The sequence below is a fragment of the Acidovorax sp. NB1 genome (assembly GCF_005405905.1).
Lineage (GTDB): Bacteria > Pseudomonadota > Gammaproteobacteria > Burkholderiales > Burkholderiaceae_C > Acidovorax.
Genome location: NZ_BJHU01000048.1, coordinates 34,041 through 47,119, shown reverse-complemented (window position 1 = coordinate 47,119; position 13,079 = coordinate 34,041). Strand labels below are relative to the sequence as shown.

Sequence of the window (13,079 nt, the reverse complement as noted above, 5' to 3'; positions counted from 1 at the left end):
TGCGCCAGTTGCATGGGCTGTGGGTGGCGCGTAGCCCCGTGGACAACTGACATGACCGAACTGCGCAGCAGCGAAGCCGATGCATCGCGTTTTCGCCTGCGGGCCGTGGTGGTGGGCCTGGTGGTGTTTGCCGCGTTCTGCCTGGTGGTGGCCCGGCTGATCTTTCTGCAGGTGATCCGCCACGACGACCTTGCGGCCCAGGCCGAGAGCAACCGCACGGCAGTCGCGCCCATCGTGCCCAACCGGGGGCTCATCCTGGACCGCAATGGTGTGGTGCTGGCCACCAACTACTCGGCCTACACGCTGGAGATCACGCCCTCGCGTGCGGGCGTGCTGGATGAAACCATCGACGCGCTGTCCAAGGTGGTGGACATCCAGGCCCGGGACCGCCGGCGTTTCAAGCGGCTCATGGACGAGTCGCGCAACTTTGAATCCCTGCCCATCCGCACCCGCCTGACCGACCAGGAGGTGGCGCGGTTCACCGCCCAGCGCTACCGTTTTCCGGGCGTGGACATCAAGGCGCGGCTGTTCCGCAACTACCCGCTGGGCGACGTGGCCAGTCATGCGATTGGCTACATCGGCCGCATCAACCAGACCGAGAAGGCACGCATCCAGGACTCGGAGGACGAGGCCAACTACCGGGGCACGGAATACATCGGCAAGCTGGGCGTGGAGCAAAGCTTCGAGGCGGCGCTGCACGGCGTGACCGGCTTCGAGCAGATGGAAACCTCGGCGGGCGGGCGTGCCGTGCGCAAGCTGTCCAGCCACGCGGCCACACCGGGCGACAGCGTGATGTTGTCCATCGACATCAAGCTGCAAAAACTCATCGAGGAGCTGTATGGCAGCCGCCGGGGCGCGCTGGTGGCCATCGATCCGCGCAACGGCGAAATCCTGGCGCTGGTGAGCAAGCCCACCTTCGATCCCAACCTGTTTGTGGAAGGCATCGACGCCGAAAACTGGGCCGCGCTCAACGAGTCCATCGACAAGCCGCTTCTCAACCGCGCCCTGCGTGGCACCTACCCGCCGGGCTCCACCTACAAACCCTTCATGGCGCTGGCCGCGCTGCAGCTGAACAAGCGCTCGCCCAGCCTGGTGGTCAACGACCCGGGGTTCTATACCTTTGGCGGCCACACTTTCCGAAGCCACGAAGGCGGGCTGGGCGGGGTGGACATGCACCGCGCGATCCAGCAGTCGAGCAACACTTACTTCTATTCGCTGGCCGTGGACATGGGCGTGGACGCCATCCATGACTTCATGAAGCCGCTGGGTTTTGGCCAGTCCACGGGCATCGACCTGAACGGCGAAGTGCGTGGCACCTTGCCCAGCACCGAGTGGAAGCGCAACGCCTACAAACGCCCCGAGATGAAGCGCTGGTTCCCGGGCGAAACCGTGTCGCTGGGCATCGGCCAGGGCTACAACAACTTCACCATGCTGCAGCTGGCGCTGGCCCAGGCCACGATGGCCAACGGGGGCACCCGCTACCGCCCGCACCTGGCCAAAGCGGTGAAGAACTCGGTCACGGGGGCTGTCACCGAAATCATCCAGCCGCCCGGCGAGAACCTGGGCTACGCCCCCAAGAACGTGGAGATCGTGCGCAACGCCATGGTGGCCGTGAACAAGGGCGGCACCGGCACCCGCGTGTTCGCCGGGGCCCTGTACACCGCAGGCGGCAAGACCGGCACGGCGCAGGCAGTGAGCCTGGGCCAGAACGTGAAGTACAACGCCAAGGCGCTGGAAGAGCACCAGCGCGACCACTCGCTGTTTGCCGCCTTCGCCCCGGCCGAGAACCCGACCATTGCCGTGGCTGCGATTGTGGAGAACGCCGGTTTTGGCGCGGCCCATGCGGCGCCCATCGTGCGGCGCGTGTTCGACTACTGGCTGCAGGGCGAATACCCCAACGAGGAAGACATCGCCGCCGTGCAAAAGGGCCTGGCCGCAGCCCCCATCGGCAAGCCGCGCAAGGCGGCCGAGGTGGCATTGCCCCTGCCCTGATGGCCGGGCAGCACCAAGGCCCGCCCCTGTCTGTCTCCGCAGCCGATCGCAAACATCTTCTAACAGGCTGCGCGCCGCATCTGCGGCAGAATCCGCCCGCCCCCTCTGGATGACCGTGAACCTGATGCTGGTTCCGCCCCGGGGCTGCGCCCGATCGCCACGCACCGGAGACAACCACCATGCAACGCCAACGCCGCCGGGTCCTGGGGGCCCTTCCTGTTCTGCTGCTCACCGCCTGTGGAGGCGGCAGCGGTGGCGACGATGCCCCTGCCAGCCCATCCCCCGCGCCCTCTCCGGCGCCGTCCCCTTCGCCCTCTCCTTCACCATCCCCCCCGCCGCCACCGCCCACTGGCAGCGTGGCCTATGGCAACCTGTCGCGCGCAAGCCTGGGGGCTGGGGCGGCGCTCAACGGCGCCATTCCTTTCCCGGCCGACAACTCCTGGAACACCGACATCAGCGGTGCCGAGGTGGACCCGGCCTCCGAGCGCCTGATCGCCAGCATCGGTGCCGACAAGGGCTTGTACCGCGACTTCGGCTCCGGCCTGTGGGAGGGCGCACCCATTGGCATCCCCTACCAGGTGGTCTCGGGCCGGCAGGCCCGGGTGGCCGTCGAGTACCAGGCCTACGGGGACGAAAGCGACCCCGGCCCGTTCCCCGTCCCGCTGGACGCGCCCGTGGAAGGCGCGCCGGGGTTGAACGGCGATCGCCATGTGCTGGTGATCGACCGCGACAACCAGCGGCTGTATGAGCTGGGACGCGCCTTTGTGCGCAGCGACCGCTGGGTGGCCGATGTGGGCGCCGTGTTCCATCTCGACAACAACGCCGTGCGGCCCACCGCCAAACCTGGCTGGACCAGCGCCGACGCCGCCGGGCTGCCCATCTTCCCGGGGCTGGTGCGGTACGACGAGGCATCGCAGGGCGCGGGCGGAATCCGCCATGCGCTGCGCTTCACGGCGGCGCGCACACGCCGCGCATTTGTGCCGCCGGCCACGCACTACGCGTCGTCCAACACCGATCCCAACCTGCCGCCCATGGGCATGCGCGTGCGCCTCAAGGCGGGTTATGCCATCCCCGCCAGCTTCAGCCCCGAGGCCCAGGCCATCCTGGCGGCGCTCAAGACCTACGGCATGTTCCTGGCCGACAACGGCTCGGACTGGTACTTGAGCGGCGCCCCCGATGCCCGCTGGAACAACGACCGCCTGCGCGCCGAGCTGGCCTTGGTCAAGGGGCGCGACCTGGAGGTGGTGAAGATGAGCGGGCTGGTCACGCAGGTCTAGCGCGACCCGTGCGTGAACGATCCTTGTCTTATTGGTTGCTACTGTTTATATAGCTATAAAGGCAATAGGGTCGCGCGCAGAGGCTGATTTTTCTTTGAATGTGGGGCTCATGCAGGCTGCGCCCGCGCCAGCGACGGGAGCTGGCTGAACACCAGCGCCGCCACGATGAGCGCCGCACCCGCCAGGCCCGCCCAGCCCAGTTGCTCGCCCAGCAGCACCCAGGCCGTGAGCGCGGCAAACACCGGCTCCAGCCCGAACACGATGGCGCTGCGCATGGCGTCCACCCGCTGCTGGCCCCAGGCCTGCAGCGTCACCACCACCACACTGGCCAGCAGGCCCAGGTACAGCAGGGCGACCCAGGCATCGGTGGGCAGGCGGGCGGTGGATTGCAGCCAGCCCATGCCCCCGTCGCGGCCCAGCAGCAGCAAGGTGGATGCCACGGCCATCACCGTGGCCTGCGCGGCCGCCATGCGCGTGGCACGCAGGGGGCGTGCGGCCGTGCGGCGCGCGCATTCTTCCAGCGCCAGGATGTAGAGCGCGTAGAACACGGTGCTGGCCAGCGTGAGCGTATCGCCCAGGTTCCAGGGCTCGTTCTCGTGGAACATCAGGGTCATGCCCGCCAGGGCCATCCCACAGGCCACCCACAGCTGCCAGCCATAGCGGCGGCCCAGCGCCGCCATGGCGATCAGCGGCACCACCAGCACATTCAGCCCGGTCACAAACGCATTGCGGTTGCTGCTGGTGCGTGCCAGCCCCTCGATCTGCAGCCAGAACGCCAGGAACAGCAGCACGCCCAGTGCGCAGCCCCACAGGCGCTCGTGGCGCAACATGCCCCACCACAGGGGCGCTAGTACCACCAGCGCGATCACAAAACGCAGCCAGATGATCTGCAGCGCATCAAGCTGGGTGGACAGCAGCTTCATGGCGGGGAAGGTGGTGCCCCACACCACGGTCACTGCCAGCAGGGCCAGCAGGCCCAGACGTTCGGATTTCATAGGCTCCAAAACAAGAAAGGGCTGGTCGGTTCCCCGGCCAGCCACTTGCAAAAAATTTCCTCGCAGCGCCTCTTCACGACCAGCTGCCGTCGCACTGGCGCGGCCCCCTCCCGGAGCGCGCAGCGCGCAGAGAGAGGGGTGAAGGCGCGCAGCGCCTCAGGGGGTGAACCTCAATTAAACAGGTAGCGTGCCTGCAGGTTCAGGCGCAGCATGTCGCCCTGCTGGCCGTCGAACGTCGTGCGTCGGCCGCCGATCAGCTCGCCGCCCAGTTCCACGTTCTTGATCGGCAGGTAGTACATGCCAGCATGCCACTGGTAGAGCTTGTGGTTGCCTTCGGCGCCGTAGGCATTCACGTAGGCGTCGCCCAGGTGGTTGCGCGAGCGCACCATGCCCAGCGACACCGTGCCGCGCAGCTGTTCGCTGAACACGTTGGACAGGCCCAGCACCACGCCGTGCGACTTGTCCAGGCGCACGGTGCCGCCGTCCAGCACCGGGTAGTTGGTGCCCACCAGGTAGGCGCCGTCGCCATCGCCGTCCAGGCGCGTGTACTGCGCCATCAGCGTGGTCGTGCCGGTGATCTTGTAGCCCGCGCCCAGGCCAAAGCCGGTGCCGCGCTTGGACACGCCGGAGACGCGCTGTTCGTGCGACAACAGGCGGGCGTTCACGTTGCCCCAGTCGTAGGCCTTGTCCACGCGGGCCACTAGGTTGGGGCTGCGTGCGCCGTCGGTGGGCTCTTCCACTGCGAACTGGAACTTGGCGAGGCTGGGGTTGTTGTAGGTGTAGCGGATCTGCGTGGGGCGGCGGAAGGTGGCGCCGGGCGGGCCGTTGAAGTCCACGGTCTCGGGCAGGTTGTCCGTGTCCATGAAGGTGGACCAGGTCTGGCCGATCAGCCAGCCTGCGTACTCGCCGTAGGCGTGGCGCAGGCGCAGGCGGTTGCGGTTGCACTCGGCGCCGCAGTAGGCGTAGAAGTCGGCTTCGATCTTGGTGTTGAAGGTGCCCACTGCGGTGGGCGTGGAGGTCTCGAAACCAAAACGCGAGGTCTGTGCGGTCAGGCTGGTCTTGCCGTTGCGCGTATCGCCCAGGGGCTGTTCCATCAGGTTGGTGAAGGTGTCGCCAGGGGCCGTGCCCTTGAAGTCCTTGACCATGTTGGCTTCGGCAAAGCCATAGATGCGGATCGAGGTCTCGCTGCCGGGCAGGCGGAAGCTGCCGGGGATGTCGCCCAGGACCACGGCGTCCTTCTGCTTGAGTTCGACGGCGTCGATGCGGTCGTTCCAGGCCGACGCGGAGGCGGCGGGCGCTGCGGCCGGTGCCTGGGCCTTGAGCGCGTTCAGCTCGGCGCGCAGGGCCTTGAGCTCATTGCGCATGTCTTCGAAATCCTTGGCGGTCTGGGCAAAGGCTGCGGGTGGCAGGCTGCACAGGCCGGCGGCCATCAGGGCGAGGAACGTGTGGTTCAGTTTCATGGTCACTCCGGTAGGGGTTGTTGGCTTTTGTTATGCGGTGCGCATGGGCCTGGATCTCAGGCCCCCATGCGGCCGATGAAGGCGCGGATGCGGTCGTTGGCAGGGTTGCTGAAAAATTCGGCTGGGGGTGCGTCGTGCGCGATGCGGCCCTGGTCGAAGAACATCACGCGGTCGGACACCTCGCGCGCAAAGCCCATTTCGTGGGTCACCACGATCATGGTCATGCCGCCACGGGCCAGTTCGCGCATCACGTCCAGCACCTCCTGCACCATCTCGGGGTCGAGGGCCGAGGTGGGTTCGTCGAACAGCATCACCTTGGGCTGCATGGCCAGCGCGCGCGCAATGGCCACGCGCTGCTGCTGGCCGCCCGACAGCTGCCAGGGGTACTTGTGCGCATGGTCCTGCATGCCCACGCGGCGCAGCAGGGCCAGGGCCTGCTCGTTGGCCTGCGCGCGTGGTGTGTGGCGAATGCGGCGCGGCGCCAGCGCCACGTTGTCCAGCACGCTCATGTGGCCGAACAGGTTGAACTGCTGGAACACCATGCCGACCTCGCTGCGCTGCTTTTGCAGCAGGTGCTGGTCGTCGCCCACGGGCTCGCCGCCAATGGTGATGGTGCCGCTGTCGTGGGGCTCCAGCCGGTTGATCGCGCGCAGCAAGGTGCTCTTGCCCGAGCCCGAGGCGCCGATGATCACGGTGACCTCGCCGGTGTTGAAGGTGGTCGATACGTCCTTGAGCACCTGGTGGGCGCCAAACGACTTGCACACCCGGTCCACGACGATGAATGGAGTGGCTTGGCCCGTCGTCATTGGTTGCGGCCTTCCACGTCGAAGCGGTACTCCACCGCGTTCGAGATCTGCGTGACCAGCGTGGTCAGCAGCAGGTAGGTGATGGCCACGGTGGACAGCGTGGCGATCGGCTGGAAGGTGGCCGACTGGATGCGGTTGCCCACGTTGGTCAGCTCCACCACGCCAATCGCATAGGCCAGCGACGAGTCCTTGAGCAGCGCGACAAAGTTGCTCACCAGCGGTGGCAACGAGATCTTGAACGCCTGCGGAAACACCACGTCCAGAAAGACATGCATGCGGCCCAGGCCCAAGGCCTTGGCGGCTTCGGTCTGGCCACGGGGCACGGCCAGCAGGCCGGCGCGGATGGCCTCGGCGTTGTAGGCACCCACGTTCAGGCCCAGGGCCAGCACGGCGGCAGCAAAGTCCGGCAGGTTCAGGCCCGGCACCAGCACCGGCAGCGCGAAGTACACGAACAGGATCTGTACCAGCAGTGGCGTGCCGCGGATGACCCAGATGTAGAAGCTGGCTGCCCAGCGCACAGCGGCCCAGCGTGCGGTGCGGGCCAGGGCCGCACCGGTGCCCAGCACCAGGCCAACGCTTCCGCTGATCAGCGTGAGCCACAGCGTGGTGCGCGCGCCATCAGAAAAAGCCTGGGCGTTGGAGCCAATGGGCTCGGGCAGGAAGGAGAGCAACTGGCCCAGCAGCGCCAGCGCCAGCACCATCAGGATGACGGCGGAGACGAGCGTGGCGTTGCTGCGCTGCTGGCGGGACCAGCGCTGTGGCCAAAGGGCAGTGAGCATGAAGAAAAACCCTGGGCGTGCTTACTGGCAGCGCACGTCTTCGTTGAAATACTTCTTGGACAGCGCGGCGTAGCTGCCATCGGCCATGACTTCGGCCAGGGCCTTGTTCCAGCCGCCAGCCAGCGAGCTGTTGCCCTTGGCCACGGCGGCGGCGATGCGCTCGATGAACAGCATGTCGCCCAGCTTGAAGCCCGCGCCGGGGTTCTTCTCGGCCACGGCCTTGGCCACGAAGCGGTCGGTCACCCAGGCGTCCACGCGGCGCGAGTTCAGGGCGCTGCGCGCGTCCACGTCGGTGGGGAAGTTCTTCATTTCCTTGATGGACGAGACCTTCTGCACGTTCTCGAGGTAGCTGGTGCCGGTCTGCACGGCCACGATCTTGCCGGCCAGGTCCTTGGCGCTCTTGATGGCGGGGTCCATGGCGATGATCATGCCGCCTGAGCAGTAGTGGGGCTCGGTGAAGGTCACGGCCTTGGCACGCTCTTCGGTGATGCCGTGCGAGGCGATCACCAGGTCCCAGCGGTCCTGGCGCAGGCCGGTCAGCAGGGCGTCGAAGCCCAGTGTTTTCCACTGGATGGCCAGGCCCATCTTCTTGGCCACGAGTTCGGCCACTTCCACTTCAAAGCCGGTCAGTGTGGTGCCGTTGAAGAAATTGAACGGGGCGAACTGTCCTTCGGTGGCGATGAGGATCTTGCCGTCCTTCTTCACCTCGTCCAGTGTCCGGGCCTGGGCGGCAAATGCGGCGCAGAGCGCGAGGGCGGTGGCGACAGCCTTGAACAATTTCATGGGATGGGTCCTGTACGGGGTATTTCAGGTACAAAAAATCCGGCATGCGGGTAAGCAGGCCGGAGGCTCGGGGATTGCGGACGGGGTCATCGCCAATGGCGAAGCCTGCCGTCATCAAATGGACACGATTATAAAGATGTGAACTTTTTCCTTGACACTGCGGACAACCCCCAGCGGGCGCTTGTGGGCCTATTCACAACAGGTTTAGACGGGGCTCCCGAACTTTCGGGAGCGGTTTTCGGGCCCGGCGTTAGCGTAAGAAGGCGTCATAGCCGGTCTTGAGGATGAGCGTGCTCACCACCAGGATGAAGATGCCGCGCACAAAGCCGGTGCCGTGCTTGAGCGCCATGTGGGTGCCCAGCAGGCTGCCCACCACATTGGCCACGGCCAGCGTTACGGCAAAGTGCCACCACACATGGCCCTTGGCCGCAAACAGCACGATGGCGGCGATGTTGGTGGCGCAGTTGAGCAGCTTGGCCGAGGCCGAGGCGTTGAGGAAGTCGTAGCCCAGCAACCGCACGAACAGGAACACAAAGAAGCTGCCGGTGCCCGGGCCGAAGAAGCCGTCATAGAACCCGATGAGCACGCCGATCAGGCCGGCCACCAGCACCTCGGTGCGGCCCGCAAAGCGCGGCGTGTGGTGTTTGCCCAGGTCCTTCTTGGCCAGGGTGTAGACCAGCACCGCCAGCAGCACCAGGGGCAGCAGCTTGCGCAGGAAGTCGGCCGACACCACGGTGACGGCCCAGGCCCCGGCAAACGACCCCGCAAAACCCGCAGCGGCGGCGGGCAGCATGGCCTGCCAGCGAATCTGCACCCGGCGGCTGTACTGCCAGGTGGCCATGGCCGTGCCCCACACCGAGGCGGCCTTGTTGGTGCCCAGCAGCGTGGCCGGTGGCGCCCCCGGAAATGCCGCAAACAAGGCGGGCACCATCACCAGGCCCCCGCCACCCACAATCGCATCCACAAAGCCTGCGAGCAGCGAGGCCAGGGTCATCAAAATCCATTCCATGGCGCTATTTTCGCACCTGGAGTGCTATCAATTCAGGACTGAACTTGTGCGCTGGGCGCCCGGGGTCACTTTTCGAACGGGCAAGAAAAAGGCGCTGGGATCGCCAGCGCCTGGAAAGTGATGCACCTCGTTGGGTGCTTTGAATTTGGTTGTTGGTAGAAAGAGTGTCTCCTCGGGCCCCTCGCTTGGCACACCGAAGCGCGCTTTCGAGTGCCGTGACTGTAACGGCTGCACCCCGCTGGTGCATTGGGGGTTTCCCGCCCCCCGTTGTTGGGCACCGGTCGGCTTGCCGCAGGGGGCTGTGCCCCGATTCGGTGGGATGGGGCTGGCATGGCTCGTGCAATGCGTTCGTAACAAATTGCGTAAGGGAGCGTGCATGCGTGCAGTCAACCACCGGGTCGTTGCGGTCGTGTCGTTGTGTCTGGGGCTTTGCACCTGCGCCTTGGCGCAGGGCGTGCCGGAGGCCCCCGCCGTGGCGGCGCCCCTCGCCCGCCCCGCCCTGGTGGCCCAGGACACGGTGAATGCCGCCCACACCGGCTGGATGATGACCTCCACCGCCCTGGTGCTGCTCATGACGCTGCCGGGCATTGCACTGTTCTATGCGGGCATGGTGCGCAAGAAGAATGTGCTCAACACCATGGCCAGCGTGGTGGCGATTGCGGCGCTGGTCAGCCTGTTGTGGTTTGCGGCGGGGTATTCCCTCGCCTTCACGCCCGGCAATGCCTGGCTGGGGGGCTGGGAGCGTGCGGGGTTTGCGGGGCTGGACTTTGACCTCGCAGGCGGCAAGCTCGCGGTGAGCCATGTGGCGCCCCACATCCCCGAATCGGTGTACGCCATGTTCCAGCTCACGTTTGCCATCATCACCGCCGCGCTGTTGGTGGGCGCGCTGGTGGAGCGCATGCGGTTTGCCGCCATGCTGGTGTTCGTCGGCCTGTGGACCCTGGTGGTCTATGCCCCGGTGGCGCACTGGGTGTGGGAGCCAGGTGGCTGGCTGGCGCAGATGGGGGCGCTCGACTTTGCGGGCGGCTCGGTGGTGCACGTGAATGCGGGTGTGGCCGGGCTGGTGTGCGCGTGGTTCCTGGGCCGCCGCTCGGGCTATGGCCGCGAGCCCTTCGAGCCCTACAGCCTGGGGCTCACCATGGCGGGCGCGGGCCTGTTGTGGGTGGGCTGGTTTGGCTTCAACGCGGGCTCGGCCGTGGCGGCCGATGGCCGTGCCGGGCTGGCCATGGCAGTGACGCACCTGGCCGCCGCGGCCGGGGCGCTGGCGTGGATGCTGGGCGAGTGGGTGGTGCGCGGGCGCCCGTCGCTGCTGGGGCTGTGCTCCGGGCTGGTGGCGGGCCTGGTGGCCATCACACCCGCTGCCGGTTTTGTCACGCTGCGCTCGGCCGTCGTGATTGGCCTGGTGGCCGGGCTGGCCTGCTACTGGGGCGCCACGGGGCTCAAGCGCCTGCTGCGGGTGGACGACTCGCTCGATGTGTTTGGCGTGCATGGCATTGGCGGCATCGTGGGCTCGCTGCTCACGGGCGTGCTGGCCAGCCGCACGGTGGGTGGTGTGCCAGGCAGCCTGCTCACCCAGGCCATTGGTGTGGGCGCGGTGATGGCCTACAGCCTGGTGGTGACGGCCGCGCTGCTGTGGCTCGTCAACTTTGCGATGGGCCTGCGGGTGGACGAGCAGAGCGAGCAGACCGGGCTCGACATCGCCCAGCACCGCGAGCACCTAGGGGGTTGACCCACAGCGCCCTGGATGACTGAAATGCCACAAGGAGCCGACCATGCCCGATTCCGACAAGCTTGCCATTGCCGCCCATCTGCACGTGCTGCTGCGCCGCAAGACGGGGCGCGTGACCGACACCGAATGGATGGCGGCCAACCACGAGTACGCGCTGGAGATCGTGCGCTTTGCCCGCCTGCGTGCGCAGGAAGACAACGCGCCCGAGCTGGCCGAATGGGCCGACCGGCTGGACCACGCCGTGCACCAGGAACCTGCGCCCGCAACGCGCAAGCCCTTGCTGGATGTGGCCGCACAAGCGGTGCGCCAGCGCCTGGCACCACCTCCGCCACCGCCGCCGCCCGAAGTGCCGCGCTATGTGGGCGGTATCCGCTGACCGGGCCTGTGTAATCCCTCCGGCGTCACGCCCGCCGCGCGGCGATGATCCATTCGGCCGCCTTCTCCGCCATCATCAACGTGGGCGAGTTGGTGTTGCCGCTGGTGATGGTGGGCATGGCGCCCGCATCCACCACGCGCAGGCCTGCCACCACACCGCCGCGCCCGTCACGCACGCGCAGCTGGGCATCCAGCACGGCCATCGGGTCGCCGTCGCGGCCCATCTTGGTGGTGCCCACGGGGTGGAAGATGGTGGTGGCAATGTCACCTGCCAGGCGCGCCAGATCTGCGTCGCTTTCAAACTGCACGCCCGGCTTCCACTCCTGCGGCTGGTACTTGGCCATTGCGGGCTGGGCCACGATGCGGCGCGTGACGCGCAGGCTGTCGGCCGCCACCTGGCGGTCTTCGGTCGTGCTGAGGTAGTTGGGCGCGATGGCGGGGGCGGTCTTGAAGTCGGCGTTCTTGATGTTCACCGTGCCCCGGCTGGTGGGGTTGAGGTTGCACACGCTGGCCGTGAACGCCGGGAAGCTGTGCAGCGGCTCGCCAAACGCATCGAGCGACAGCGGCTGCACGTGGTATTCGATGTTGGGGTAGGGCTGGTCGGGGCTGCTGCGGGTGAACGCTCCCAGCTGCGAAGGCGCCATGCTCATGGGCCCGCTGCGCTTGAGCGCGTATTCAAGCCCGATCTTGGCCTTGCCGACCAGCGAGTTGGCCATGGTGTTGAGCGTCTGCACACCCTGCACCTTGAACACCGCGCGAATCTGCAGGTGGTCTTGCAGGTTGGCGCCCACACCGGGCAGGTCCACCTTCACCTCCACGCCGTGCTGGCGCAGCAGCGCGGCGGGGCCGATGCCCGACAGCTGCAGCAGCTGGGGCGAGTTGACGGCGCCCGCGCTCAGGATCACCTCACCCGTGGTGCGGGCGGTGACCATCTCGTTGCCATCCCACACCAGCACGCCGGTGCAGCGCTGGCTGCCGTCGGGCTGGGTTTCGAGGATGAGCTTGGATGCCTGCGCGCTGGTCCACATCTCGAAGTTGGGGCGGCCATAGCAGGTGGGCCGCAAAAAGGCCTTGGCGGTGTTCCAGCGCCAGCCGCTTTTCTGGTTGACCTCGAAGTAGCCCACGCCCTCGTTGCTGCCGCTGTTGAAGTCGTCGGTGGCCGGGATGCCCGCTTGTTGTGCCGCGTGCGAAAAGGCATCCAGCACGTCCCAGCGCAGGCGCTGTTTCTCGACGCGCCACTCGCCCGTGCTGCCGGTGGCCTTGTTGCCGTGCAGGCGCTTGAAATTTTCGTTCACGGCCCCGGGCTGGTCCAGGCGCCAGTGGTCCTCGTGGCGGCGGAAGTAGGGCAGGGCGTTGTCCCAGCGCCAGCTGGCGTCGCCCGTCAGCTCGGCCCACTGGTCGTAGTCGCGCGCCTGGCCGCGCATGTAGATCATGCCGTTGATGCTGCTGCAGCCGCCCAGGGTCTTGCCGCGCGGGTAGCGCAGCGTGCGGCCGTTCAGGCCCGCGTCGGGCTCGGTGTTGTAGAGCCAGTCGGTGCGCGGGTTGCCGATGCAGTACAGGTAGCCCACGGGGATGTGGATCCAGTGGTAGTCGTCCTTGCGGCCCGCCTCGATCAGCAGCACGCGGTGGCGGCCGTCGGCGCTCAGGCGGTTGGCGAGCAAGGCACCGGCCGTGCCCCCGCCGATGATGATGGTGTCAAACGTGGTGTCGCTCATGGGTGGGATCGCGGGGCAAAGAACAAGGGTGGTAACGGTGGGCCATTGTGCGGAACGCTCGGGCCCTGTCGATAGGGTGTGTGTGGATTGCTACATATTTGGTAGCTACTTGGGTTTGCTGGTGGCGCGCAGGAGCCTGTTTTGATAATAATTACATGT

11 protein-coding genes are annotated in these 13,079 nt (G+C 66.9%); 4 read left to right on the top strand and 7 right to left on the bottom strand.

Annotated features, from left to right (window positions below):
• The first annotated feature begins 147 nt into the window (after positions 1–147).
• Together mrdA and AvAM_RS25960 are read left to right on the top strand one after the other, a co-directional pair.
• Complete coding sequence (gene mrdA, locus AvAM_RS22025) at positions 148–1,992, top strand: penicillin-binding protein 2 (RefSeq protein ID WP_375708166.1); 1,845 nt, start codon at positions 148–150, stop codon at positions 1,990–1,992.
• A gap of 179 nt (positions 1,993–2,171) precedes the next feature.
• Complete coding sequence (locus AvAM_RS25960) at positions 2,172–3,269, top strand: hypothetical protein (RefSeq protein ID WP_249368304.1); 1,098 nt, start codon at positions 2,172–2,174, stop codon at positions 3,267–3,269.
• 107 nt (positions 3,270–3,376) lie between these two features.
• Here the strand turns inward: AvAM_RS25960 and AvAM_RS22015 are convergent, their stop codons facing one another.
• The 6 genes from AvAM_RS22015 to AvAM_RS21990 all read right to left on the bottom strand — a co-directional run bounded on the left by AvAM_RS22015 (position 3,377) and on the right by AvAM_RS21990 (position 9,101).
• Complete coding sequence (locus tag AvAM_RS22015) at positions 3,377–4,264, bottom strand: DMT family transporter (protein ID WP_137749073.1); 888 nt, start codon at positions 4,262–4,264, stop codon at positions 3,377–3,379.
• Positions 4,265–4,434: 170 nt separating this feature from the next.
• Positions 4,435–5,724 carry a DcaP family trimeric outer membrane transporter gene (locus AvAM_RS22010; protein ID WP_137749072.1) on the bottom strand — a complete coding sequence of 430 codons (1,290 nt, stop codon included), beginning with the start codon at positions 5,722–5,724 and terminating at the stop codon, positions 4,435–4,437.
• Between the two features lie 56 nt (positions 5,725–5,780).
• Positions 5,781–6,530 carry an amino acid ABC transporter ATP-binding protein gene (locus AvAM_RS22005; RefSeq protein WP_137749071.1) on the bottom strand — a complete coding sequence of 250 codons (750 nt, stop codon included), beginning with the start codon at positions 6,528–6,530 and terminating at the stop codon, positions 5,781–5,783.
• Positions 6,527–7,309 carry an amino acid ABC transporter permease gene (locus tag AvAM_RS22000; protein WP_137749070.1) on the bottom strand — a complete coding sequence of 261 codons (783 nt, stop codon included), beginning with the start codon at positions 7,307–7,309 and terminating at the stop codon, positions 6,527–6,529. Before AvAM_RS22000 ends, AvAM_RS22005 begins: the two co-directional genes overlap by 4 nt.
• Positions 7,310–7,330: 21 nt before the next feature.
• Positions 7,331–8,092 carry an ABC transporter substrate-binding protein gene (locus tag AvAM_RS21995; protein WP_137749069.1) on the bottom strand — a complete coding sequence of 254 codons (762 nt, stop codon included), beginning with the start codon at positions 8,090–8,092 and terminating at the stop codon, positions 7,331–7,333.
• Positions 8,093–8,342: 250 nt separating this feature from the next.
• Positions 8,343–9,101, bottom strand: a complete 759-nt coding sequence (locus AvAM_RS21990) for a TSUP family transporter (protein ID WP_137749068.1) — start codon at positions 9,099–9,101, stop codon at positions 8,343–8,345.
• Between the two features lie 376 nt (positions 9,102–9,477).
• Between AvAM_RS21990 and AvAM_RS21985 the strand changes: the two genes are divergently transcribed.
• Both AvAM_RS21985 and AvAM_RS21980 read left to right on the top strand, forming a co-directional pair.
• A complete protein-coding gene (locus AvAM_RS21985; RefSeq protein WP_137749067.1) occupies positions 9,478–10,830 on the top strand; it encodes an ammonium transporter in 1,353 nt (450 codons plus the stop codon).
• 43 nt (positions 10,831–10,873) lie between these two features.
• Positions 10,874–11,206 carry a hypothetical protein gene (locus AvAM_RS21980; protein ID WP_137749066.1) on the top strand — a complete coding sequence of 111 codons (333 nt, stop codon included), beginning with the start codon at positions 10,874–10,876 and terminating at the stop codon, positions 11,204–11,206.
• A 25-nt stretch (positions 11,207–11,231) separates the two neighbouring features.
• Here the strand turns inward: AvAM_RS21980 and AvAM_RS21975 are convergent, their stop codons facing one another.
• A complete protein-coding gene (locus AvAM_RS21975; RefSeq protein ID WP_137749065.1) occupies positions 11,232–12,920 on the bottom strand; it encodes a GMC family oxidoreductase in 1,689 nt (562 codons plus the stop codon).
• Between the last annotated feature and the right edge of the window lie 159 nt (positions 12,921–13,079).